Origin of the sequence: Pseudochryseolinea flava, from assembly GCF_003286915.1 — a bacterium.
GTDB lineage: Bacteria > Bacteroidota > Bacteroidia > Cytophagales > Cyclobacteriaceae > Ohtaekwangia > Ohtaekwangia flava.
Window position 1 is genome coordinate 556,235 of record NZ_QMFY01000002.1, and the last position, 23,764, is coordinate 579,998.

Genomic DNA, 23,764 nt, shown 5'->3' on the forward strand with positions numbered 1-23,764 from the left:
ACCTGGGCAACAGTTTTTTTTGCACTACTTCCAGTAGTAATACCAGTTTCCTTGAAAATCGCGGTCGAAGGATTCTTTACTATCAAACCGAAATGAAAGCGAGTGGGTACCGAAATATCCAAACTCATCATATTTTTTCATGATGCTTAAGATTTCCTGAAGTAGCTTTTTGGCTTCGCCGTTGATTTGATTCTCCATGACTTGCTGATCGGTGTAAAAGAAAATAACATTGTCTGACATCGTCCATACCTCACCATATTTACGAATGACAGCATGACATTCTGATTTTATCTTCTCATCAACAATCTTTTTTTCAATCTCTTCCAGTGGGCGATACGCAATAATAACCTCTGGATATGGATCGGTATTCAACGCGAACACGTTGCTTTTCAACGGGTCAATGGTTCGAGCTTCCGCATCAAGCGATGAAAAGTAGCTAACAAATTCGTGTGCGATCCGTATGTCGTTTCCGCGATCCGATTCCAATCTGGCAGCATCTGAAACGCGCTCAACAATAACGTAAAGCAACTGCTGTTTTAATCCTTTCGAGGTTTCTTTGGTCTCGCAAGCAAAGTCCAACACCGATACATTAAACTGACGACTCAGCCAATCGACAAAATCCTGATAGACCAAGGGAAGTCTATAGGTTCCTGCCTTAATGGCCCGGGCCTGGCGATATGATTTGTCGGTGGTATTATACATCGTCATTTTAATATAATGAGATTTCTAAATGAGATCAACCGGGCATTTTCCCTTTTTTGCTCGTATTGCCCGAAATGTCGGACCCATGTCGTTGAGATTTCTCTTCACCCGGCGTCCAAAGGGAGACACGATTTTTGGGGATCATTATGTTCAGTACTAAAGTCAATGACATTGAATGCCGGCCCCTGAAAGGTATCGAAATATCCGTCCGACTATATCGAAGAATCCACCTGACAGAAAACTAATTTCCATATACAAACAACTTTCAATGCAAGAAATTAACCCTTACCTTCGTCATTGATTTTTCACGATGACGCGCACGCACAACCTTTTTATACTATTCCTGCTTACAGCTACTACCCTTTCATTCGGCCAGGAAAAGAAAATACGCGTTGCCGCTGCCTCCGATTTAAAGTTTGCCATGGACTCGCTTATAACAGCATTCCAAAAAAAGAATTCAGGAGAAGTTGAAGCAACATATGGTTCGTCTGGAAAATTTCACGAACAGATACGTCACGGCGCACCACTCGATGTATTCTTTTCCGCAGACATTGCCTACCCAACAAAACTGATGGAAAGTAACTTGGCATCGTCTGAAGTTTACGCGTATGCAAAGGGAAGAATTGTCCTGTGGAGCAAAACATTAGACCCGACCGTGTCCGGCATGAGAACGCTTGAAGACGCATCGATAAAAAAAATTGCAATCGCTAACCCGAAACATGCGCCTTATGGACAACGCGCTATGGAAAGTATCGAGCATGCTAAACTAAAATCATCCATCAACACGAAACTTGTGTACGGAGAAAACATATCGCAGACAGCGCAGTTCGTTGCCACAGGTGCGGCCGACATTGGCGTCATTGCGCTTTCATTGGCCGTTGCTCCAACGATGCGTACACAGGGCCGCTATTACATCATTCCGGAACACACACATAAGCCGCTTATACAAGGCGCTATCATAACAGCTTACGGAAAGGGGAAACAGCTCGCAGCATCATTTTTGGATTTTGTAAAAAGCAGTGAAGGCATGTCGATTTTAGCACATTTTGGATTTACAAAACCGTAGCGGCAATGTGGGATTTTGCGCCTTTCATCCTTACGCTTAAATTATCGCTTGTCACGACGGCGATTCTTTTCATCGTTGGTGTTCCCCTCGCGTATTGGCTTGCATACAGTCGATTTAAGATCAAAGTAGTGGTCGAGGCTCTCGTTGCACTCCCCATTGTGTTGCCCCCTTCCGTGCTGGGATTTTATCTCCTCTTAGCTTTTAGTCCGCAAAATACTTTCGGAAGACTTCTTCATGAATATCTCGATATCCAATTCGTGTTCTCATTTCCGGGACTTGTCATTGCATCGCTCATTTACAGTATGCCATTCATGGTACAGCCGATTCAATCCGGATTTCAACAACTTCCGAGAACATTGCTTGATGCGGCTTACACACTTGGCAAAGGTCGAATGACAACGTTGATAAAAGTTCTGCTGCCAAACATCAAAGCCTCGCTCCTCACGGGTTGCATTCTTGCTTTCGCGCATACGATTGGAGAGTTTGGCGTGGTGTTAATGGTCGGTGGAAATATACCTGATGAAACGCGCGTCATCTCCATTGCAATTTACGATGAAGTGGAATCGATGAACTACGACAAGGCAAATATGTATTCAATCGCCCTCCTTGCCTTTTCATTTATGATCCTGACTATCGTATACATCATCAACTACAATCATCGGCGCAAAATTGAAATCTTATGATGAAGATAAATCTTACGCATACGTTGATTGGTGCCGATGGACCTCTTCACCTTAACATTGATGTAGACATTCATGACGGCGAGCTTGTTAGTTTATATGGACCTACGGGCTCCGGGAAATCAAGCATATTAAGGATGATTGCCGGACTGATGAAACCTGATGACGGTACCATTGAAGTTGATCGCGCCATGTGGTATAGTAAATCGAATCGACTCTTCACCAAACCTCAATATCGTCATGTAGGAATCGTCTTTCAAGATTACTCGCTCTTTCCGAATATGACCGTGCGCGAAAACCTTACCTTCGCACTACCTCAAGGTGAACCCACGCGTATCGTAGATGAACTTCTTGACATTACTGAATTAAAAAACTTACAGCACAAAAAACCACATCTACTTTCAGGCGGACAAAAACAACGGATCGCTTTAACAAGAGCGCTCGTTCGAAAGCCGAGGGTGCTACTACTCGATGAACCGCTATCTGCGTTGGATTCGGAGATGCGCGCCAAATTGCAAGATTACATCCTGAAGTTTCATGCTGAATTTAAGCTAAAGACAATTTTAGTTAGCCATGACTTACCTGAGATCATGAAGTTATCCAATCGTGTATTGGTATTAGAAGGTGGCCGTATTATAAAAGATTGCCCGCCACGCGCATTGATTGCATAATCGCTACATCTGATTTTCTTACCCAGTCTTGCGCATAAACGCATCCTGCAACCTCCAACACTACTGATCACGATTGTGACCACAATCAAAACCGTCGCTGACGAAAATCAGGTCGCTCCCATTTTCGGGGAATTACTTTTGTAACAAAAACTTATGCTAGGCCAACTTACCGAAAATCAATGTCGTCATATCCTGACAAGTAACCACATTGGTCGACTGGGATTTCACGACGCTCAGCGCATTACCATTATTCCGATCGCTTACGCGACTGATGCGAAACACATCTACAGCCATGCCATTGAAGGAAACAAGACTGCTGCCATGCGAAAAAATGCCTCTGTCTGTTTTCAAGTCGACAACATCGACAGCCTTACCAACTGGCGAAGTGTTATCGTGTGGGGACGATTCGAGGAGATCACATCGCCAGCAGAACAAGAAAAAATACGGAGCTTATTCGATGATCAGCTGGCGCCGCTAACACTAGGAGAAACCGTCTCGCCCGATCGCGTAGTTGATACACGGCCACAGCATGTCATCAAGAAAAAGCAGCCCGTGATTTATAAGATCGTCATTGAAGATATTTCCGGCAAATTCGAAAAATCCTGACAAAAATCAGGATCGCCGGTGACCATCATCAACGCGTACTGAGTTAAGCCGCCATACCTTTGACTTAAATCAAAGCCCAGTCACCATGAAAAAGATCCTCGTACCCTGCGATTTTTCGAAACCTGCGATTAACGCCTTCCGCCATGCTCTTGACTTCGCCAGCAAGACAAAAGCTACTGTAGAATTACTTCACGTGATCGAACTACCAATTTTAAGTGATAGTGTACTCATGCCTGTACTCAATTTCGAGAAGCAGCTTCTGAAAGAACTTCGCGAGAAAACCGAAGAACGCTTCGAAAAACTGATCACTAAATACGCAGTAAAAAATGTTCGCATCAATAGACACGTTTTGTTTGGAACGCCAGCGCTTATGATCTCCGATACGGCAATCAAAAGCAAAGCAGATTTGATTCTTATCGGCTCTCATGGCGCCTCTGGAATCCGCGAGTTATTCATCGGATCAAACGCAGAAAAAGTTGTTCGTAAATCAACTATACCAGTGATCGTCATCAAAGACTATAAGAAGCTGTCGGTAAAGAATATCGTTTTCGCCAATGGCCTCGACGAAAGCAATCAACATGACTTGATCGAAAAAGTAAAAGCACTTCAAGCGCACTTCAAAGCAAAACTTCATATTGTTAGAATCAATACGATTGTGAATTTCAAATCTGATCTCGATTCATTGGCAGAGCTGAACACTTTTGTCAAAACGTACGGCTTCAAAAATTTTAGCATTAACATCTTCAATGCACTAAACGAAGAACGTGGTGTGATTGAATTCAGTAAGCACATCGGTGCCGATCTTATCGCCATGGGCACGCATGGTAGAAAGGGGCTCGCCCACATCTTCAACGAAAGCAAAACTGAAGACGTCGTCAACCACGCAGACCTTCCGATCTGGACTTACGCCATCAAGAATATTCCGGTTGAAGCATAACACCGATGGCAACTGAGGTTACATATGATCTTGTCTGTTTTCATTGCGGACAGCAGTGCGAAGACGAAACACAATGGTTTCATGATAAGCCGTTTTGTTGCCAGGGATGCATGACGGTCTATGAAATTCTCGACACCAACAACTTGTGTACGTATTATACGCTCGATCAGAAACCTGGCACAACGCGCAAGCAAAAAACAGACGAGACTTATGGGTACCTTGACGACGCTGACGCGCAAAAGAAACTACTCACGTTTCAGTCGCCGACGTTTGCAAAAGTTACCTTCTTTGTCCCTGCTATCCACTGCACTTCGTGTATTTGGTTACTTGAGAATTTACACAAGCTCAGCGATGGCGTCATCCATTCAGAGGTTGTATTCGGAAAGAAATCTGTTACGATCGACTATAACCCCGAAAAAATTTCGTTAGCGCACGTAGCCGACCTAATCGCATCCGTTGGCTATGCACCGAAGATTACGCTTGCAGCCCAGCATGACAAAAAAAGTGACAACACACTCGCAACAAAAGTTGCTATCGCAGGATTTTGTTTCGGCAATGTGATGCTCTTCAGCTTTCCGGAATACCTCGGCATCGATCACAATGACGCATACTTGATGCGATTATTCTCGAAACTGAACTTAGCGCTCGCAATCCCCGTGTTATTCTATAGTGGGATTGACTATCTCACATCCGCATTTAAAAGTTTCAAACAAAAACAGATTAATATCGATGTCCCGATTGCGGCAGGACTCATTGCCCTTTTTGCACGAAGCAGCTACGATATCATCACCGCTACTGGCCCAGGATATCTAGACTCATTTACTGGGCTTGTTTTCTTTCTGCTCATCGGGAGATGGTTCCAAAGTAAAACGTATGAAAGCCTTTCCTTCGATCGAGATTTCACTTCATACTTTCCGCTTGCCGTTTCTAAACTTGAAAAAGACGGATGGAAACCCACTGTTGTTCACAAACTCAAGCAGCACGATCAAATACGCATCAGAAATATGGAACTGGTTCCTGCGGACAGTATTCTTTTGGACAGTCACGCTTACATCGATTACAGTTTCGTAACAGGAGAATCTAAACCCGTAAAAGTAAAGCAAGCCGAGCTAGTGTATGCCGGCGGGAGACTCATCGGAACGCCTGTCACGTTGGTGGTTGAGAAGAGTACATCACAAAGTCACCTTACCAGCTTGTGGAATAATGACGCCTTCAAGAAAACAGAAGAGAGTCAATATCAAAAGGTAATCGACAGAGCTGCGAGAAAGTTCACCTGGATTGTGTTGGGTATTGCGATCATTACAGCTACATACTGGTACATAACGTATCCCTCCCAAATGTGGCTCGTACTCACGTCGGTACTAATGGTGGCTTGCCCATGCGCGTTAGCATTGGCGGCTCCTTTCACTTTAGGAAGTATGCTCCGCGTAGCCGGACGTAATAAATTGTATTTAAAGAATGCCGATATCATCGAACGCATGGCCAGTATCGACACTGTTGTATTTGACAAGACGGGGACGGTTACACATGGCAGCGAGCCCACAATATTGATCGACGGTAAGCCAAATGAATATACGCTGGCTTGCATCAAGACGCTGACAAGTTTTTCAACACATCCATTATCATCGCACGTCACTAACTTTTTGCATCAACGAGCAGATATCACGGTCGACAAATTCAAGGAGCTACCAGGGAAAGGTATTGAAGCTTTTATCGATGGAAGGCTATTCAAAATAGGCTCGGCTACCTTTACCGGCATAACCGAAAAAGTATCACCAACCGCATCACATGTTTTTGTTTCGATTGATGGACAATTCAGTTGTCGCTTTTCAATCACGACTGCTATCCGGAAAGATATCGGGGCGATGATTAAACGACTCGGGTCACGCGCGTTCGCATTGCTATCCGGCGATCATGATCACGACAAAGAAGCAATGCGCGCCTTGTTTGGTGCTGACGTTGAACTTCATTTCAACCAATCACCGCAAGAAAAACTTGAACACATCAAAAACCTTCAGGCGCAAGGACGAAAAGTGATGATGATCGGTGACGGCCTGAATGACTCCGGAGCATTAAAACAAAGCGACGTTGGCATAGCGATATCCGACAACCAAGGTGTATTCACGCCGGCTTGTGATGGCATTTTGCTGGGAGAACAAATCACATCGATAGACAAAATGCTACGCTTTTCACGCAAGTCGTCATCGATTCTGCGCATTGGATTTGGAATCTCCTTCTTCTACAATGCGATTGCGTTGAGTTTCGCCGTCACCGGAAATCTCACTCCGCTTGTCGCTGCGATCATTATGCCGATTAGTAGCATCAGCGTCGTTGGATTCAGCACACTCGCCGTTCGTTATGCGGCGACAAAAACTAAAATGAATTAACCATGGGTATTATCATCATCCTTATCTGTATAAGTCTTCTTATCGCCGTGTTATTCTTGGGTGTATTTTATTGGAATATGAAAAACGGTCAATACGACGACACTTACACGCCTTCGGTTAGAATGCTATTTGAAGACAAACCCGAGGGAGAACCAAAAGACAACCACTAGCTTGACAAAATTATGACAGCAAATGCATTACTTCGTAAATACGATGTTCCAACTCCACGATACACAAGTTATCCGACGGTGCCAGCTTGGAACACAAGCGACTTTACAAAAGCGCAGTGGACTCAGGCCGTAGCGAAAACCTTTGAAGAAACAAACGACGAGAAAGGAATCAGTTTATATATCCATCTGCCATTTTGTGAGAGCCTATGCACCTACTGCGCTTGTACAACACGCATTACCAAAAATCACAGCGTCGAGGCGCCTTACATTCAGGCGATATTAAAAGAATGGCAAGGCTATAAAAAGATTTTTGGACGAAAGCCAACACTCCGTGAACTGCACCTCGGTGGCGGTACACCAACGTTCTTCAGCGTAAAAAATCTTCACTTGCTTATTACATCTATTCTCGAAGATGTTGACATTCACCCAGACTATGAGTTCAGCTTTGAAGGACATCCGAACAACACATCGCGTGAGCATTTACAAATGTTCTATGATCTTGGATTCACACGCGTAAGCTTTGGTGTACAAGATCTTGATGAAAAAGTACAACATACCATTCATCGGATACAACCATTTGAAAATCTTCTGCGGGCGACGCAGGATGCACGGGATATTGGCTACACATCGGTGAGTTATGACTTAATCTATGGTCTGCCGTTTCAAACACCCTTCACCGTTTCTGAAACAATTGAAAAGATCTTAACGCTTCGCCCTGATAGGCTTTCGTTTTATAGCTATGCACATGTACCGTGGATAAAACCAGGGCAACGTGGTTACGAGGACAGTGATCTTCCAACGCAAGCATTAAAACGACACCTCTATGAGATCGGTCGTCACCTATTGAAGAAAAATGAATATGTCGATATTGGCATGGACCACTTTTCTCTCCGACACGATACTTTATTTAAAGCGCACATTACCGGAAAACTTCACCGGAACTTTATGGGCTACACCACTACCAACACAGAACTTCTCATTGGTCTTGGTGCTTCGGCAATCAGCGACGCCAAATATGCGTACGCACAAAATGTAAAGCACGTTGAAGATTACTTTGCCAATATCAATGAACAAGCAGAGGCTATTTTTAGAGGCCATATCATGCAATCGGAAGATATGATTATCCGCCAATGCATACTGCAGATTAGCTGTAACAGTAAACTCGACCAGGCGTTGTTGGATCGCGTTCAAAACGATCACATCACAACACTACTTCAGACGATGGAGAACGAAGGATTGTTGTACTTGAGCCACGACGGTTTAAAAATCACTACAACGGGCGAACCCTTTATTCGCAACATCTGCAGTGTGTTCGACGCAAACTACAGCCCAGGTGACGAAAAAATCAGATTCAGCAAAGCAATCTAAAGCTTATGATTCAACAGCAGCATGATATTTTTACGCGGGAAGATGTCGAGCTTCTCATTTCATCTTTTTACAATAAAGTTCGTCATGATGAGCGCCTAGCACCGCATTTTGCTAACGTCGATTGGGCTCACCATACGCCGGTGATCACCGACTTTTGGTGCCTGATTTTACTTGGCGAACAGTCATACAAGGGTAATCCATTGTCCAAGCATCTTCATTTAGAACTCAAGAATGACGACTTCGAGCGGTGGCTATCTTTATTCAAAATGACAATAGACGAGCATTTTCACGGCGGTAAAGCAACGGAAGCCAAAGAACGCGCAGACGCCATTGCATCCGTATTTCGTTTTAAGATGAGCATCTTTCGCTAGGCATTAAAAGATCGTTTTTACAAGATAAAAAAAGGGTTCGCACTACGTTTTGCGAGCCCTTTTTCACTTTTTCAGACTTCCTGACAAAAATCATATTTATCGCCAACAACAGTCATCTTCCGCCGCGATGCGCAGCGATAGTTTTACAGCAGTAAAAACTTAGGACCGCGCACGCTATGGAAATCGAAAAATTCAGCTACGACAACAAAATTGTAAAGGCGTTCATGATCGCCACGGTAGTCTTTGGGCTTGTTGGAATGCTCGTCGGACTCACCGCCGCGATACAGCTCGTCTACCCTATCTTCAACTTTGACACCCAGTATACGACGTTCGGTAGGATTCGCCCACTGCATACGAACGCCATCATTTTCGCCTTCGTGGGCAACGCGATGTTCGCTGGTGTGTATTACTCTATGCAACGCTTGCTAAAGACACGCATGCTCAGTGATACACTAAGCTGGATTCACTTCTGGGGATGGCAACTCATTATCCTTGCGGCGGCCATTACACTACCCCTGGGCTACACGTCGTCAAAAGAATATGCAGAACTCGAATGGCCAATTGATATTGCCATCACTGTGATCTGGGTAATATTTGGATGGAACATGATCGGCACCATCATCAAACGTCGCGAACGCCACATGTATGTTGCCATTTGGTTTTACATTGCTACGTTCGTAACGGTTGCAGTATTGCACGTCGTAAACTCCTTTTCCATCCCGGTAGGTTTCATGAAAAGTTATTCATGGTATGCTGGTGTTCAGGATGCACTTGTACAATGGTGGTATGGCCACAACGCCGTAGCATTCTTTTTGACAACACCTTTCTTGGGAATGATGTACTACTTCTTGCCCAAGGCAGCAAATAGACCCGTTTATTCTTATCGTCTCTCGATCATCCACTTCTGGTCACTCATATTCATCTACATCTGGGCCGGTCCTCACCATCTACTCTATACATCACTTCCTGATTGGGCACAATCACTCGGCGTAGTGTTCTCCATCATGTTGATCGCTCCATCTTGGGGTGGTATGCTCAATGGGCTCATGACGTTGCGTGGTGCCTGGGATCGTGTTCGTGAAGACGCCGTACTAAAATTCATGGTCGTTGCCATCACAGCGTATGGTATGGCTACCCTTGAGGGTCCATTGTTGTCGCTGAAGAACGTGAATGCCATCGCACACTTTACAGACTGGATTGTCGCTCACGTTCACGTCGGCGGACTTGGCTGGAATGGTTTCATGATCTTCGCCGTCCTTTATTGGCTTGTGCCGCGCATGTGGAATACATCGCTACACTCAACACGCCTGGCGAATCTACATTTCTGGCTCGGTACACTCGGTATAATCTTCTATGCGCTTCCGATGTACGTATCGGGTGTTGTGCAAAGCTTGATGTGGAAAGAGTTTAATGCCGAGGGATTTCTAGTTTACAAAAACTTCTTAGAGACAACCGTACAAATTCTTCCGCTTCACGCCCTTCGTGCAGTAGGCGGTGGGTTGTACTTCATCGGCGCTGTGATCATGACGTACAACCTCGTAAAGACGGCATATGCAGGATCCTTTATTGCGAATGAAGAAGCAGAAGCGGCACCTCTTACAAAAACATTTACCGCTACCTCAGGAGGCTGGCATCACAGATTGTTAGAACACAAGCCCGTGTTGTTTACAGTGCTCACACTGATCGCGATTCTCGTCGGTGGATTCATCGAAATGATCCCAACATTTCTAATAAAATCAAATGTACCAACGATCACCAACGTGATGCCTTATACGCCACTTGAGCTTCATGGCCGCGACATCTATATCCGTGAGGGTTGCGTGAATTGTCACACACAAATGGTACGACCATTCCGCTCGGAAACTGAACGATATGGCGAATACTCAAAGGCCGGTGAATTTGTCTACGATCACCCGTTCTTATGGGGATCAAAACGAACCGGACCAGACTTGCATCGTATCGGACAGAAATATTCGCATAGCTGGCACTACAATCACATGCTTGCGCCTGATGCAGTATCAACCGGCTCTATCATGCCAGCCTATCCTTGGCTGTTTGAGCAAGTGATCGACAAAGATGAAACTGCTGGAAAGATTGCAGCACTGCGAACCGTGGGAGTTCCTTACCGCGAAGGGTACGAGGAGATTGCCAACGCCGAACTTGAAAAACAAGCCAAGCTCATTACCACTGCGCTACGCAACGACGGTATTGAAATAATGGAAGATGCAGAAATCATCGCACTCATTGCCTACTTGCAGCGACTCGGAACAGACATTAAAGCAGAAAGCTTAACGCAAAAAGCCGAAATATCAAAAGCAGAGTAACTATTAACGGATAACTGATAACTAATTCACCATGTACAAGAACGTGCTTCAAAGTATAGAGAACATCGAGATCTGGCCAGTCATCTCGTTTGTCATATTCTTCATTTTCTTCTTGTGTTTACTCTTATGGGTTTTCACAACCGATCGTAAACTCATCGACAAGTTAAAACAACTTCCGATCGAAGATCGAAATGATTCAACCAGTGCGAATCCAAACAATAGTTCATTATGAAAAAAATATGTTTTGGTATTTTGATGATGATGATGACTGCGACAACTTCTTTCGCAGGAGATGCTGTAAAATCATTTAAGCAAGATCCGTTCAGCCACCCGCATTTCGCACTCTACGTTGTGTTGATCATGTTCATCATCACCATCGTTTTGGTTTCGATCGCTATCCTGTATGTTGTAAAAACGCTAAACATGTTCACAGCCGATGCCGAACGTGAGAAGGCGCTCAAGCTTGGAAACACGTACGTTCCTCGTCCCAGCTTCTGGGCACGACTCTCCCAAAAGATGAACGCCTCTGTGCCAGTCGCCGACGAACGCTCTATTGAAATGCACCACAGCTACGATGGCATCAAGGAACTTGACAACCACTTGCCGCCATGGTGGACGTACCTTTTTTATGGAACGATTGCTTGGAGCGTAATATACATTGTAGTCTTCCACCTTTCCGATTCCCTTCCGCTACAAACTGAAGAGTATGAATCAGAACTCGTCGTTGCAGAACAGCAAGCACAGCGCTTGAGAGCATCGCAGCCGCAAGAACAAATCGATGTCGAGAAATTGGTTTACAATGCCGACGCGAAACTCATCGAAAATGGAAAAGCCGTTTTTGTTGATAATAATTGCGGGGCATGTCACCGAGGTGATGGCGGTGGTAATACCATCGGTCCTAACCTTACCGATGAGTATTGGCTCCACGGCGGGCAGGCTAAAGAAATATTCACAACGATTAAAGCCGGTGTTATCGATAAAGGAATGCCCGCTTGGGGAAAATCCCTGAGCCCGCAAAAGGTAAGAGATGTTACTTTCTTTATCATGAGTCTGCAGGGAAGCAAACCAGAAAATGGCAAAGCGCCACAGGGAGAAAAAGTAATACAAGCAGCACCCTCGGACACATTACGAAGTGCAGCGCTTTAATACAATTGCCAAACGTGTTAGATAAGAGAATGAGATCATGAGCAACGGCAACACACCAGCACAACCCATAGAAACTTTTCGTGACAGTATCGCAACGGTAGACGAAAAAGGTAAGCGCGTTTGGATTTATCCGAAGAAACCTTCCGGGTTCTATCACCGCTGGAGAATCGTGGTTTCGGTCGTGCTACTTGCGCTGTTGTTCGGTGGCCCTTTCATGAAGATGAACGGTCACCCCCTCTTTCTCTTCAACATCATCGAAAGAAAATTCATCCTCTTTGGTCAGGCATTCTGGCCACAAGACTTTTTCATACTCGCTGTCGTTTTGATCACGTTCTTTGTTTTCATCATCCTCTTCACCGTGGTGTTCGGTCGCGTATGGTGTGGGTGGATGTGTCCTCAAACACTGTTTATGGAAATGGTGTTCAGAAAAATCGAATATTGGATTGAAGGTGACGCACCTGCACAAAGACGACTCGCACAAGCGCCATGGACCTTCGAGAAAATTTGGAAGAAAACAACAAAGCACTTCATCTTTGCGATAATCTCTATCATCATTGCACATACCGTGATGGCCTACATCATCGGCATTGATGAAACATTTCAGATTGTTACCCAGACACCAGCAGAGAACATCACTGGCTTCATCACACTGCTCGTTTTTACGGCTCTTTTCTACGGCATCTACGCTAAGTTTCGAGAACAAGCCTGCATCGCGGTGTGTCCTTACGGTAGACTGCAGGGCGTGTTGCTTACAAAAGAGTCGATCGTTGTTGCGTATGACTGGCTCCGCGGTGAACCTCGTGGTCATCTCAAAAAAAGCAACATCACTTTAAATACCGGCGACTGCATTGACTGCAAACTCTGCGTTCATGTATGTCCAACAGGAATAGACATTCGTAATGGCACACAGATGGAATGCGTTAACTGTACGGCCTGCATCGATGCATGCGACGACGTGATGATTAAAATCGGCAAACCGACTGGCCTCATTCGCTTTGCATCGTTTCAAAGTATCACAGACGGCATCACAAAAATCATTTCCAATCGTGTTATTGGATATTCGGTCGTACTCGCCGCACTCATCGGTATCTTAAGCTTCGTTCTCATTACGCGCTCTGATGTAGAAGCGACCATTCTGAAAGTGCCCGGCACATTATATCAGCGTGAAGAAAACTTCATCACGAATTTGTATAACGTCGAGCTGATCAATAAAACGTTCGACGCCATGACAATCGAACTACGCCTGGTATCTCCCGAAGATGGTGTACTTCAAAAAGCCGACGGCAAAAAGATTAACCTTAATCCAGAGGGCTTTTCCAAAAGTATATACTTCGTCAAAATTCCGGCAGATCAAATCACCAGTGCAAAAACGGTTATTACACTGGACGTCTATGCCAACGATAAACACATCGAGACAATTAAAGCAAAATTCATCGGACCTCTATCAAACCAGAAATAGTATGACAATCGGAAAATGGATCATCGTTGCCTTCATTCTTTTCGCAAGCTTCATCGCCACACTGGTGACTGTATGCATGCGCCAAGATATAAGTCTAGTATCTAAAAACTACTACAAAGAAGAACTACAATACCAAGAACGGATTGCACAAGAAAACAACACCGCATCCTTAACGCAGAAGCCATCTATCGTAATTCGCAAAAACCAACTGGAAGTTTCCTTTCACGACAACAAACCCGACAGTGGAACCTTGATATTATTCTGTCCCGCGAATGAAAAAATGGACCGCCGATATGATCTCTCAAAAGCAACCGAAGCTGTTTCTCAGTTCGATCTGGAAGGGCTACAAAAAGGAATGTATCGGGCTAAACTGCAGTGGACAACACGTGGCAAACAACACTATCAAGAAGAAATAATATACCTGTAAAATGTTCGTCACTGCACTCATCATGGGATTTACAGGAAGTCTGCACTGCATCAGCATGTGTAGTCCATTGTCCATGGCTGTTACAAACGGTAGTCGCCGCATTTTGATCACCAAGCTAACGTATAATCTTGGTCGCATTCTAACGTATGGGCTATTGGGTGGCGTGATCGGCACATTTGGGTGGCTTCTGCCCTTCTCCACATTCCAACATACTTTTTCTATCGTACTCGGAATATTATTATTGACAACAGCCATCGTCGGAATGAACAACGTCCAAGTTCCGTTGATATCCAAAACGTTGGGCAAACTTAGCCTGATGTTAAAGACTACTTTTTCTGCGGTCTTGAAAAGAAAAAACACTTTCACAACGCTCTTGCTAGGCGCACTCAATGGTTTGCTTCCCTGCGGACTCACATTTATCGCCCTCACCTTTTCTTCGACATTAGGAAACCCGATAAGCAGTGCAACATTCATGATCATCTTCGGATTGGGCACCCTGCCTGCCATGATAGGTGCCGCAGGAATGTTACAATTTCTTGTACGTCGTTTCCATCTCAACCTCCGAAAAGTTACAACAGCAATGCTTGTAATCTCCGGATGCCTCTTAATTGCCCGTGTATTAATGGTACATGAACACCATACAAAACAACATCTTGGCGAAGACATCGTAGTGTGCGGGAGGTAGGTATTGGGTATTGGGTATTGGGTATTGGGTATTGGGAATTGGGCATTGGGGCTTGGGTATTGGGTATTGGGTATTGGTATTGGGTATTGGGTAATTGGGAATTGGGCACTGGGGCTTCGGTATTGGGCATTGGATAATTGGGATTCTTAAATACCTAATACCTAATACCTAACACAACTTTTTCAAGTTTTTGTGGATGAAGGATCTTTATCTTACCGGATTCGATTTCGATGAGGCCATCATCTTTGAAGTCTGATAGGACACGAATCACAGATTCGGATGCAGTGCCTACGATTTTCGCTAAGTCTTCGCGTGAAATGGCGATCACTGATTTAGCATCCTTCAGCGCAACAGATTTTAACAATGCTTCTGCTGTTCTTTGTCGAACGGAATTATAAGCGAGGTGAAGCAACTGTGTTTCGCGTTCACTTACTTTTTTGCACAGCATCTTGATAAAGGTAGAAGAAACGTCATGATGGCTTTGAATCATCAGCAAGAAATCGTGTCGTGGGATAACGACAATCTCGCAATCCTGCATGGCTACGGCCGATTCTTTATAGGCATCATTTTCTAATATCGGTTCATAACCAAAAAAATCATTTGTCTGGTAAAGATGCATGATCAACTCTTTTCCATCGGGATGTGACTTAAATGTTTTGACATTACCAGACTGGATGAAAAATACATTCATGGGTGTATCACCCTCGGCAAAAATTTCTGATTTCTTTTTGAACGACTTCACCTTCCGATCTTTCGCTAAATCTTTCAAGTTCAATACGCGTCGTGCGTCTTGAATGAAGTTATTCAATCCTTCCGATGTAGACTCATATACCTTTTGCTGCATCTCATGTTTGCGCAGTCTCGCTTCGATCGCATTCAACAGATCGGTATCGTCGTAAGGCTTTGTTAGATAATCGTCGGCACCGAGGTTCATCCCCTTTCGAATATCAGTCTTCTCGGTCTTCGCCGTGAGGAAGATGAATGGTATGCTCGCCGTTTCTGGCTTCTTACTCAAAATATGTAACACGCCATAACCGTCAAGTTCCGGCATCATGATATCGCAGATGATTAAATCCGGATTCTCGCGCTGTGCTAACTCGACGCCCACTTTTCCGTTTTCAGCGGTCACTACATTGTAACTGGCAAGCGATAATATTTCACTTGTGTTTTCACGTACTTCGTGATTATCCTCAATCAATAAAATCTTCTTCATATTCTATCACATGGGTATAACAACTTTAAAAACACTGCCTTTTCCATAGGTACTTGAAAAGGAAATTTTACCATTTAAGAGTTCCACATATCGCCGAACGATATTAAGTCCTAAGCCTGTGCCTTGAATGTTACCAGCATTGCTCGCACGGAAAAATCTATCGAACATGTGTTTCTGATCTTCCTCCGGAATACCGATACCTTCGTCGCGTATGAGAAAATTAATATGCATATTCTCAATGGAGCAGGTCACCGAAATAGACTTTTCTTCTTCAGAATATTTACTCGCATTGGAAATAAGATTGAACAAAATATTTCGCAAAATGCGCTGATCGCTGTTGACTACAACGGATGGAATCTCGTTTACCATGAGCGATTGTCCATGTTTGAGCGTCGGCGTTAGTTCTTCTTTTACTTCATGAAGAAAATCATTCAACACAAAGTTTTCCTTTACCATTTCGACTTTCCCTTCTTCGAGTTTGCCCAACGACAGAAAATCATTTAGAATACCTGTCAGGTGATTTACCGAAGATTTTATACGCAGCACGTGTTTGTCAACTTTTTCTCCTTCTTGTCGCTCATTGTACTGCTTAATGAGTGACGCCGAACTCATGATGGTGCTCAGTGGCGTTCTAAACTCATGCGAGGCTATCGAGACGAATTTTGATTTCAGCTCATTAAGCTCGCGCTCACGATCAAGCGCCTTATGCGCATCTTCTTCTGCACGTTTCCGTTCGATCACCTCTTTCTCCAAGGCGTGAATCGTTGCATTAAGGTCTTCCGTGCGCGACTGAACTTTCTTTTCCAACTCCGACGCATAGACCAAGAGTTGTTCTTCACTTCGCCGCAATGCTTCTTCCTGTTTCTTTCGCTCGCTCACATCGCTGATGAATGCCATCACAAGCAATTCGCCTTCGATATTGGTGTGACTCAAACTTACCGCCACAGGAAATGTCGAACCGTCGTTTCGTCGTGCTACAAGATCCCGCCCCATACCCATAGGCCGTGGCTCCGGATGCGCCGTAAATCCTTCCCGGTATTTTACATGCCGTGACCGAACACTTTCTGGCAATAAATCTTCGACCAAGAGACCGCGAAGCATGTCCTTCTCATACCCGAACATCCGCTCGGACACCGGATTGGCAAGCAAAATGCGACCATCGCGATCGACCATGATAATAGCCTCCACTGAGCTCTGAAAGATTTGACGGAAGGTTTCGTTAGCGAGAAATGGCATAATAATCAAACATAACGCCTTCAATATAAAAAACGCCTGACAAAAATCAGTCCTCCCGCTGACCACCATCGTCATTTTAGGGTTAAGGGACCTTTAAATTTGTAGAATACTTAATGTTATGAGGACCATTCTCTGTGTAATCGACCTAACAGAACCGACGCTTCAGGTATTGCGTTTCGCGGCAGACCTCGCAAAGGCGCAGAAGGCTTACCTGTCCATTCTGTTTCCCTATCGACTGATCACGCAAGGCAACCATGCCGATGCCAGTAAACTTCGGGCAAATCTAGAGCAACAAGCCTTCACCAATTTCGGTGCGTTCAAAAACAATATTCCAGCACTAGACTCCATTCCTTTCGAATTCAAACCCGAGATTGGTTTTGCCGGATACATCATCGGTTCTTTTGTACGTCGCCATGACGTCGCTATGGTAATCATCGGCCAAGATCAAGCACGAACAATCAATGACAGCAACGGCATGTCGCTTGAACATCTCATTGAAAATTTAAAGGTGCCCGTCACCATTATTCCTGAAGAAAGCGCTGTGAAAGCATCGATCGAATCATTATGACAACAGCATCACGTAAACAATTGAGCACAAGTTGGATCGCCAATTTGACTTTCCTATGGATTGGATTTGTTTGTGCGATCAGTTTCATGGAAGCCTGGCTAAAATTTCAGGCACCAGGCATGACATTAACGTTAGGGCTATCGGTTGGCAAAATTGTATTTGCTGCGCTTAATCGTGTAGAAATTACGTTGAGTGTTTTCATTTGGATCTTCTTCATCGTCGGAAATTTATTTCGAAGCAAATCATTGTTGATTTATATTGTGATCACTGTCATTCTGTTGATCCAAACATTTTGGTTATTGCCCGCGTTGAGTGCGCGCATTGACCTGTACACAGCAGGACAAACACCACCTGCTTCCAACTTACACTTCTATTTTATTGCGTTTGAAGCGATGAAGGTCGTTGCCCTGATCGTCTTGGGCGTAATGAATCGCGTCGCGCAGAAATAAAATAAGACTTTACCATTTCCGTGATGCCGCGTGCTCAGTGCGCGTATTACACATTTCATAACCATCTTCGGTTGTCCGTGTGTGTTCCATTGCCTTGTCTTGCCTGTTTCGTTAAATTTAATTTTGTTTCGATGTCCTATTCCGGCAATCTCGATTGTCATAGCGATGTAAATAATTACTTCACTAAAATCTAAAACGATGAAAGAGTTTATGTTGATTTTTCGGCACGAGGATGGAAAAAAGGTGGCTTCCCCGGAACAAATCCAACAATGGATGAAAGAAACCATGGATTGGATTGCGGGCATTTCGGCGCAGCACAAATTTGTCGGTGGTAATGGACTACTATTCGATGACGCTAAAATTGTGGGTCACAAAGGCGTGGTAACGAACGGGCCATACGGCGACATCAAAGAAACCTTGGGAGGTTACATCATTGTGAAAGCAGACGATGTTAATGAAGCCGTTGCATTTGCAAAAGGTTGTCCCGTGCTTGTTGGTGATGGCAATACCGTGGAAGTTCGCATGCTTGCTAAAGGCGACGGACTTCATTGAGCAATGAAACAAGATCAGCTCATACCGAATTTGTTCAGAACAGAGTACAGCAAAATTGTTGCTGTACTCTGTAAACATTTCGGCGTTACATTTATCGATCACGCTGAAGATATCGCAAGCGATAGTTTTTTAAAAGCTATGCAAACTTGGCCGTTCGAAGGCATCCCTGAAAAACCAACGGCATGGCTATACACTGTTGCGAAAAATAAAGCATTTAACCTGTTGCTTCGCCGGCAAACGTATGAAGCCAACGTACTCACGGCGTGGACGGACATGAACGATTGTTCCATCACGCTTGACTTATCAGAGGATAATATTCAAGACAGTCAGTTAAGAATGATCTTTGCGATATGTCATCCCACGCTTCCAAAAGAATCTCAAATCGCATTGGCACTTCGTATACTCTGCGGGTTTGGTATTGATGAAATTGCAACGGCATTTTTGACCAGCCGCGACACGATCAATAAAAGACTTTCGCGCGCCAAAGACAAATTTCGAAACGCCAACGTGACACTTGAATTTCCTGAGGGAAATACACTCATCACACGGCTAGACGCCGTATTGATCACGCTATACCTACTCTTCAGCGAAGGGTATTACTCCGAGAATAACGAACGCCTCGTGAATGAAGAATTTTGTTTTGAAGCAATGCGACTTGCACATTTACTAACCTTATCTAACGAAACGTGCCGTCCAGAAACAAATGCACTCCTCGCGTTAATGTGTTTTCAAGCATCACGTTTGAAAGCGAGAACCGATCATTCAGGAGCGTTAATTTTCTACGAAGAACAAGATACTACCCTTTGGGATATGGCGTTGATCGCTGAAGGCACGCGTTACCTTCATGAGGCAAGCACCGGAAATACGGTATCGCGATATCATCTCGAGGCAGCGATTGCGTATTGGTACACGCGAAAGGAAAATGCCGAGGAGAAATGGCAGAATATTTTAACACTCTACGATCAGCTTTTAACAGTTGAATACTCTCCTATCGCGGCGATGAATCGTACCTTTGCGCTAGCACAAGTAAAAGGAAATGCAACCGCGATTGTTGAAGCCGAAAAATTAAAGCTTGAAGAGAATCTATTCTATTTTGTATTACTGGGTGAGCTTTACAGACCACTTGATGGCGAGAAAGCGAAGTTGCACTTTGAACGCGCCCTCACGTTAGCAAAGACACAGCGCGATCGTCAATCGATTCAACGAAAGCTAAACGGTGTAGTAGCTTCGTAAGTGTTATTGCAACGGCGTAAGCATAATCTTTTTAAACTCAACTTCAGAACCTTCCGCCTGCAGCGCGATCTGTCCTTGCGTTGTCGTGCATGCTGTTCCTTCATTGACAAGAATATCGTTTACCCAAACTTTGATGGATGAGGCTCTACACTCTATGACCATGGAATTCCATTCACCCAAAGGACTTTCAGCATTATCGGTCAGATTGATGATACGACGTGATTTACCATCTACCGTACCCCAGTTCTCTTTCGGACCGCGCCTACTTTCCATGTCTGTCACCGTAATATCCTCTCCTATGCACCAAAAATCACCAGCGTTCTCATGCATCATTTGTATTTCCATTGACTTCGGAAACATGGCATAAAGGTATCGCGGCGTACTCGCATGCACCAATACACCACAGTTACCTGGCACATTTGTAAATCGATATTCGACTTCAAGCGTATAGTTGCTGTAGGATTTATCGGTAATCAAGTGACCTCCTGGTGTTCCCAAACTGACCAGCATACCATCGCGAACAACAAAAGGTTTCTTACCATGCGGATCATCATCAAGTGCAGGTACATCTGCATGCCAGCCTGATAAATCCTTGCCGTTGAATAAGCTAAACGATTTGTTTTTCTGCACGGGAATGGCCGAAAAACAACTTAAGATGATAATAAACGACAGGAGCTTCATAGTTTCGAAGATTGTTGAACCTGAAAATAAGAAGAAAGACAACCGCAGAAAATAGGGTAAGATTTATTTCAAAAGCTTGACAAAAAAAATCTCCACCATTTTCATGATGAAGATTTTCTCATTTTAACTTCTCTTTAAATTTCCTTAGAACGAATAGCTTACACTGATACGTGCGTTTCTTGGCGGATCAGTTTGATAGTAGAATGCGCTGAGGTACGCATAGTAAGATCCAGAATAAAGATATTCGTCAAGAATATTAAACACATTCGCGGTGATCTTAAGTTTTTCATTGCCCCAGAATATACCACCGTCAAGTTTGAAATATGTTGGTAACTCTTCACCATTTGGTGGCGCATCCCAATAAGTATACCGATCTGCAAGCAACGTAAATCCAGCCTGAACACCAGCTCCTTTCAAAACACCATTACTGATTTTATAAGTCAACCAAACGTTGGCAACATGCTTTGCGTAACTTGGAACAATCTGATTTTCTTTGAACACAGCAGCTGCATTACCAGGCTTCGATACGCGTGAATCTGTTAACGCATAGTTCGCGATCAAGCTAAATCCTTTCGCAATATTTCCTTTGATATCAAACTCAATACCTCTTGATCTTTTTTGTCCGATCTCAAGATTGTAGTTCAAGTTATACGCAGAATCTGGATCGCTGGTCAGCTCATTCTCTTTGATGATATTATATGCTGCAATGGTTGTGCTCCACTTTCCACCAAACCAATCACGCTTGTAACCAACTTCGACATTATTACCGGTAAGCGGTTTCACTTCATCACCGTTTGATAGTCGGCCATTCTGCGGCGTAAATGCCTGGTCATACAAGGCATAAACAGAATTTTGAGAATCGATTGAATAACTCAGGCCAGCACGTGGTGAGAGCTTATAGGCACGTTGAAAACCACGGCTACCGTATGTCCACTGGCTGATGCTCGTGTAACGTCCGGCTAGCGTCAATCTTAACTTGTTGTGAAAGAATCCAAGCTCATCTTGAACATAGTATGAATTGTAGTTTTGGTTGATCGCACCAACAGCATCACGTTCGTCCAAAGGTAACTCTGTGTCAAATTGAGGCCAACCTGCCGGCGGAGTTCCATAGTTAGGGTTATTGGGATCGAAAGGTTGAGCTTCGGTATCCAACGGCTTACTTTGATAAAAGTCAGCAAGGTATTCTCTATCGGCTACGTCTACGCCAACCAATATTCTATGATTGATCGATCCGGTTGAAAACTCACCGTTAAGAAAGCCTTGCGCCATCAGCATCTCACTCTCGGCTTGCCACAAACCTACACCTCGAATCGCTTGACTATTCGGTGCAACAACCCATGGCCACATCGAGGTTCCGTCTTGGCCGTAGTTAAAGTACGAGCCCTGCACAGTAAACTTCCACTTGTCGTTGAAGCCATGCTCAAACGTTAGGAATACGCTGTGATCGTCGATCTTTGTATCCGGAAGATCCTTTGGCATCATCGTGAAGCCTACTGGATATGTTCCATACCCCGTTGCCGACCATACATAATATGATCCCACGTCACTCATCTTAGCGCGTTGATAAGTATACTCGCCTGTCAACTTTGTTCTCGGTGAAAAATGGTAAGACAACACAGGCGCTACCACATAACGATCGTTATGCTCGAAGTCACGGTGTGATTCTGATTTCTTTGCTGCGAGGTTCAAACGATACAAGAGCTTGTCGGTGAACTTACCATCGACATCTACCGTACCGCGGAGTAAATTGAAACTTCCGTAGGTCAACGAAACTTCACGTTTGTTTTGTCCGCTAGGCTTTTTGGTCACCACGTTATAAAGACCGCTAGGATCTCCACTCGATAACATAAATCCTGCAGGTCCCTTTACAAACTCGATATGATCTACGAAGCTCATTTCTTCTGTGAGTGGTCCCCAATACGATGCCGCTACGTTAAATCCATTACGGAAAGCTTGTACTTGTGAACCGCGTGATGAAATGTTTGTATAGAGATCACCCCAGTGGTCTAATCTAACAGCTCCGCTTACGTTGCGTACCAAACCATCACTCATACTAACAACCTGCTGATCTTTCAACATTGCCGGTGTTACCACTTGAATGTTCTGTGGTGTCTCGATTAATGGAGCACCCAATCTCAGTGAAGACGATGGCTCTGTCGTTGTGTACACATCGCGCGTTGCCAACACTACAACTTGACTAAGCTCTTGCGCACTTTCGGCAAGCTCCACGCCTTCAACTTGCGTGACCTTACCCGCTACAACTTCTACTTGAATTTCTTTTGTTTCAAGCCCGACAAATGACGTCACCAACGTGTAAGTTCCGGCTTCTATGTTTTTGATCTCGTAGTTACCCTCATGATTGGTGGTTGTTCCTTTCGATGTGCCTTTCAAGGCAACCGAAACCATATAAGCAGGTTGTCCATCGGAGGTTTTGATCGTCCCCTTCAGACTTCCTTTATTGCTCTGACCGTAGGCCAGAACAGACATTAATAATGCGATTACTAGTAGAATTTTGCTTCTCATATTGTGCGTTGTTCTCTTTAGATTCATTCTAAATTGCACAAATATGTGCCCGTTTAATCGTAGTTCAAACATTTGTATCTCAATTTACCCTGTGTAGGGCAAGGTGTATACCCTCTAGAGGTTATGCGATTCACCGTCATGGGTGAAGGTATCCGCCGTTGTTTTGCAATTCAATCGTTTCCGCTTTCTAACCGAAAAACAACGTCTTCTTCATTTGTTAGGCATAGACCATGACTAGTCTCTGCCCAAGAACGCTAGCTGAATCCTATACATATCTTGTGCTTATCCTGTACTCATCCTATACTCATCC

General features: G+C 44.3%; 25 protein-coding genes. 20 read left to right on the top strand and 5 right to left on the bottom strand.

The window, feature by feature from the left end:
- Positions 1-24: 24 nt before the first annotated feature.
- Positions 25-702, bottom strand: coding sequence for a hypothetical protein (locus DQQ10_RS07495; RefSeq protein WP_133259575.1), 678 nt, complete (start codon positions 700-702; stop codon positions 25-27).
- 310 nt (positions 703-1,012) lie between these two features.
- Here DQQ10_RS07495 and modA point away from each other — a divergent pair, with 310 nt between their 5' ends.
- From modA to DQQ10_RS27870, 16 genes are all read left to right on the top strand, one after another.
- Complete coding sequence (gene modA / locus DQQ10_RS07500) at positions 1,013-1,768, top strand: molybdate ABC transporter substrate-binding protein (protein ID WP_112746193.1); 756 nt, start codon at positions 1,013-1,015, stop codon at positions 1,766-1,768.
- A 5-nt stretch (positions 1,769-1,773) separates the two neighbouring features.
- Positions 1,774-2,451: a molybdate ABC transporter permease subunit gene (gene modB, locus DQQ10_RS07505; protein ID WP_112746194.1), complete on the top strand. Its 678-nt coding sequence runs from the start codon at positions 1,774-1,776 to the stop codon at positions 2,449-2,451.
- Complete coding sequence (locus DQQ10_RS07510) at positions 2,448-3,119, top strand: ABC transporter ATP-binding protein (RefSeq protein ID WP_112746195.1); 672 nt, start codon at positions 2,448-2,450, stop codon at positions 3,117-3,119. The genes modB and DQQ10_RS07510 overlap by 4 nt, the downstream gene beginning before the upstream one ends.
- Before the next feature lie 153 nt (positions 3,120-3,272).
- Complete coding sequence (locus DQQ10_RS07515; protein ID WP_112746196.1) at positions 3,273-3,725, top strand: pyridoxamine 5'-phosphate oxidase family protein; 453 nt, start codon at positions 3,273-3,275, stop codon at positions 3,723-3,725.
- 85 nt (positions 3,726-3,810) lie between these two features.
- Complete coding sequence (locus DQQ10_RS07520) at positions 3,811-4,662, top strand: universal stress protein (RefSeq protein ID WP_112746197.1); 852 nt, start codon at positions 3,811-3,813, stop codon at positions 4,660-4,662.
- A 5-nt stretch (positions 4,663-4,667) separates the two neighbouring features.
- A complete protein-coding gene (locus tag DQQ10_RS07525) occupies positions 4,668-7,049 on the top strand; it encodes a heavy metal translocating P-type ATPase (RefSeq protein ID WP_112746198.1) in 2,382 nt (793 codons plus the stop codon).
- A gap of 2 nt (positions 7,050-7,051) precedes the next feature.
- Positions 7,052-7,219, top strand: a complete 168-nt coding sequence (gene ccoS / locus DQQ10_RS07530) for a cbb3-type cytochrome oxidase assembly protein CcoS (RefSeq protein ID WP_112746199.1) — start codon at positions 7,052-7,054, stop codon at positions 7,217-7,219.
- A gap of 12 nt (positions 7,220-7,231) precedes the next feature.
- Positions 7,232-8,587, top strand: coding sequence for an oxygen-independent coproporphyrinogen III oxidase (gene hemN / locus DQQ10_RS07535; RefSeq protein WP_112746200.1), 1,356 nt, complete (start codon positions 7,232-7,234; stop codon positions 8,585-8,587).
- Positions 8,588-8,592: 5 nt separating this feature from the next.
- Positions 8,593-8,958 carry a group III truncated hemoglobin gene (locus tag DQQ10_RS07540; protein ID WP_112746201.1) on the top strand — a complete coding sequence of 122 codons (366 nt, stop codon included), beginning with the start codon at positions 8,593-8,595 and terminating at the stop codon, positions 8,956-8,958.
- Between the two features lie 176 nt (positions 8,959-9,134).
- On the top strand, positions 9,135-11,282 hold the full coding sequence (gene ccoN, locus DQQ10_RS07545; RefSeq protein WP_112746202.1) for a cytochrome-c oxidase, cbb3-type subunit I: 2,148 nt from the start codon (positions 9,135-9,137) through the stop codon (positions 11,280-11,282).
- A 31-nt stretch (positions 11,283-11,313) separates the two neighbouring features.
- Positions 11,314-11,514 (top strand): hypothetical protein, encoded by a 201-nt coding sequence (locus DQQ10_RS07550; protein ID WP_112746203.1) that lies wholly within the window; start codon positions 11,314-11,316, stop codon positions 11,512-11,514.
- Positions 11,511-12,428, top strand: coding sequence for a cbb3-type cytochrome c oxidase N-terminal domain-containing protein (locus tag DQQ10_RS07555; RefSeq protein ID WP_112746204.1), 918 nt, complete (start codon positions 11,511-11,513; stop codon positions 12,426-12,428). The genes DQQ10_RS07550 and DQQ10_RS07555 overlap by 4 nt, the downstream gene beginning before the upstream one ends.
- 37 nt (positions 12,429-12,465) lie before the next feature.
- On the top strand, positions 12,466-13,887 hold the full coding sequence (gene ccoG, locus DQQ10_RS07560; protein ID WP_112746205.1) for a cytochrome c oxidase accessory protein CcoG: 1,422 nt from the start codon (positions 12,466-12,468) through the stop codon (positions 13,885-13,887).
- Between the two features lies 1 nt (position 13,888).
- On the top strand, positions 13,889-14,314 hold the full coding sequence (locus tag DQQ10_RS07565) for a FixH family protein (protein WP_165823838.1): 426 nt from the start codon (positions 13,889-13,891) through the stop codon (positions 14,312-14,314).
- A gap of 1 nt (position 14,315) precedes the next feature.
- Positions 14,316-14,999, top strand: coding sequence for a sulfite exporter TauE/SafE family protein (locus tag DQQ10_RS07570; RefSeq protein WP_112746207.1), 684 nt, complete (start codon positions 14,316-14,318; stop codon positions 14,997-14,999).
- Positions 14,987-15,136, top strand: coding sequence for a hypothetical protein (locus DQQ10_RS27870; RefSeq protein ID WP_165823839.1), 150 nt, complete (start codon positions 14,987-14,989; stop codon positions 15,134-15,136). Before DQQ10_RS07570 ends, DQQ10_RS27870 begins: the two co-directional genes overlap by 13 nt.
- Before the next feature lie 17 nt (positions 15,137-15,153).
- Here the strand turns inward: DQQ10_RS27870 and DQQ10_RS07575 are convergent, their stop codons facing one another.
- Both DQQ10_RS07575 and DQQ10_RS07580 read right to left on the bottom strand, forming a co-directional pair.
- Positions 15,154-16,212: a response regulator gene (locus DQQ10_RS07575; RefSeq protein ID WP_112746208.1), complete on the bottom strand. Its 1,059-nt coding sequence runs from the start codon at positions 16,210-16,212 to the stop codon at positions 15,154-15,156.
- A gap of 6 nt (positions 16,213-16,218) precedes the next feature.
- Entirely contained in the window at positions 16,219-17,448 is a 1,230-nt protein-coding gene (locus DQQ10_RS07580; RefSeq protein WP_165823840.1) for a PAS domain-containing sensor histidine kinase, read from the bottom strand.
- A gap of 118 nt (positions 17,449-17,566) precedes the next feature.
- Here DQQ10_RS07580 and DQQ10_RS07585 point away from each other — a divergent pair, with 118 nt between their 5' ends.
- The 4 genes from DQQ10_RS07585 (at position 17,567) to DQQ10_RS07600 (ending at position 20,250) form a co-directional block, all read left to right on the top strand.
- Positions 17,567-18,016 (top strand): universal stress protein, encoded by a 450-nt coding sequence (locus DQQ10_RS07585; protein ID WP_112746210.1) that lies wholly within the window; start codon positions 17,567-17,569, stop codon positions 18,014-18,016.
- A complete protein-coding gene (locus DQQ10_RS07590) occupies positions 18,013-18,465 on the top strand; it encodes a hypothetical protein (RefSeq protein ID WP_112746211.1) in 453 nt (150 codons plus the stop codon). The genes DQQ10_RS07585 and DQQ10_RS07590 overlap by 4 nt, the downstream gene beginning before the upstream one ends.
- Positions 18,466-18,663: 198 nt before the next feature.
- Positions 18,664-19,017 (top strand): YciI family protein, encoded by a 354-nt coding sequence (locus DQQ10_RS07595; RefSeq protein ID WP_112746212.1) that lies wholly within the window; start codon positions 18,664-18,666, stop codon positions 19,015-19,017.
- A 3-nt stretch (positions 19,018-19,020) separates the two neighbouring features.
- On the top strand, positions 19,021-20,250 hold the full coding sequence (locus DQQ10_RS07600; protein WP_112746213.1) for an RNA polymerase sigma factor: 1,230 nt from the start codon (positions 19,021-19,023) through the stop codon (positions 20,248-20,250).
- Between the two features lie 3 nt (positions 20,251-20,253).
- On the opposite strand, the gene DQQ10_RS07605 is transcribed toward DQQ10_RS07600, so the two are convergent.
- Positions 20,254-20,931 (bottom strand): 3-keto-disaccharide hydrolase, encoded by a 678-nt coding sequence (locus DQQ10_RS07605; protein WP_112746214.1) that lies wholly within the window; start codon positions 20,929-20,931, stop codon positions 20,254-20,256.
- A gap of 144 nt (positions 20,932-21,075) precedes the next feature.
- Complete coding sequence (locus DQQ10_RS07610) at positions 21,076-23,454, bottom strand: TonB-dependent receptor (RefSeq protein WP_112746262.1); 2,379 nt, start codon at positions 23,452-23,454, stop codon at positions 21,076-21,078.
- Positions 23,455-23,764 lie beyond the last annotated feature (310 nt).

Bases quoted from the DNA above. Each gene is read 5' to 3' on its own strand.
- DQQ10_RS07495 (WP_133259575.1), bottom strand. From the start codon at position 702: ATGTATAATACCACCGACAAATCATATCGCCAGGCCCGGGCCATTAAG.
- modA (WP_112746193.1), top strand. From the start codon at position 1,013: ATGACGCGCACGCACAACCTTTTTATACTATTCCTGCTTACAGCTACT.
- modB (WP_112746194.1), top strand. From the start codon at position 1,774: ATGTGGGATTTTGCGCCTTTCATCCTTACGCTTAAATTATCGCTTGTC.
- DQQ10_RS07510 (WP_112746195.1), top strand. From the start codon at position 2,448: ATGATGAAGATAAATCTTACGCATACGTTGATTGGTGCCGATGGACCT.
- DQQ10_RS07515 (WP_112746196.1), top strand. From the start codon at position 3,273: ATGCTAGGCCAACTTACCGAAAATCAATGTCGTCATATCCTGACAAGT.
- DQQ10_RS07520 (WP_112746197.1), top strand. From the start codon at position 3,811: ATGAAAAAGATCCTCGTACCCTGCGATTTTTCGAAACCTGCGATTAAC.
- DQQ10_RS07525 (WP_112746198.1), top strand. From the start codon at position 4,668: ATGGCAACTGAGGTTACATATGATCTTGTCTGTTTTCATTGCGGACAG.
- ccoS (WP_112746199.1), top strand. From the start codon at position 7,052: ATGGGTATTATCATCATCCTTATCTGTATAAGTCTTCTTATCGCCGTG.
- hemN (WP_112746200.1), top strand. From the start codon at position 7,232: ATGACAGCAAATGCATTACTTCGTAAATACGATGTTCCAACTCCACGA.
- DQQ10_RS07540 (WP_112746201.1), top strand. From the start codon at position 8,593: ATGATTCAACAGCAGCATGATATTTTTACGCGGGAAGATGTCGAGCTT.
- ccoN (WP_112746202.1), top strand. From the start codon at position 9,135: ATGGAAATCGAAAAATTCAGCTACGACAACAAAATTGTAAAGGCGTTC.
- DQQ10_RS07550 (WP_112746203.1), top strand. From the start codon at position 11,314: ATGTACAAGAACGTGCTTCAAAGTATAGAGAACATCGAGATCTGGCCA.
- DQQ10_RS07555 (WP_112746204.1), top strand. From the start codon at position 11,511: ATGAAAAAAATATGTTTTGGTATTTTGATGATGATGATGACTGCGACA.
- ccoG (WP_112746205.1), top strand. From the start codon at position 12,466: ATGAGCAACGGCAACACACCAGCACAACCCATAGAAACTTTTCGTGAC.
- DQQ10_RS07565 (WP_165823838.1), top strand. From the start codon at position 13,889: ATGACAATCGGAAAATGGATCATCGTTGCCTTCATTCTTTTCGCAAGC.
- DQQ10_RS07570 (WP_112746207.1), top strand. From the start codon at position 14,316: ATGTTCGTCACTGCACTCATCATGGGATTTACAGGAAGTCTGCACTGC.
- DQQ10_RS07575 (WP_112746208.1), bottom strand. From the start codon at position 16,212: ATGAAGAAGATTTTATTGATTGAGGATAATCACGAAGTACGTGAAAAC.
- DQQ10_RS07580 (WP_165823840.1), bottom strand. From the start codon at position 17,448: ATGCCATTTCTCGCTAACGAAACCTTCCGTCAAATCTTTCAGAGCTCA.
- DQQ10_RS07585 (WP_112746210.1), top strand. From the start codon at position 17,567: ATGAGGACCATTCTCTGTGTAATCGACCTAACAGAACCGACGCTTCAG.
- DQQ10_RS07590 (WP_112746211.1), top strand. From the start codon at position 18,013: ATGACAACAGCATCACGTAAACAATTGAGCACAAGTTGGATCGCCAAT.
- DQQ10_RS07595 (WP_112746212.1), top strand. From the start codon at position 18,664: ATGAAAGAGTTTATGTTGATTTTTCGGCACGAGGATGGAAAAAAGGTG.
- DQQ10_RS07600 (WP_112746213.1), top strand. From the start codon at position 19,021: ATGAAACAAGATCAGCTCATACCGAATTTGTTCAGAACAGAGTACAGC.
- DQQ10_RS07605 (WP_112746214.1), bottom strand. From the start codon at position 20,931: ATGAAGCTCCTGTCGTTTATTATCATCTTAAGTTGTTTTTCGGCCATT.
- DQQ10_RS07610 (WP_112746262.1), bottom strand. From the start codon at position 23,454: ATGAGAAGCAAAATTCTACTAGTAATCGCATTATTAATGTCTGTTCTG.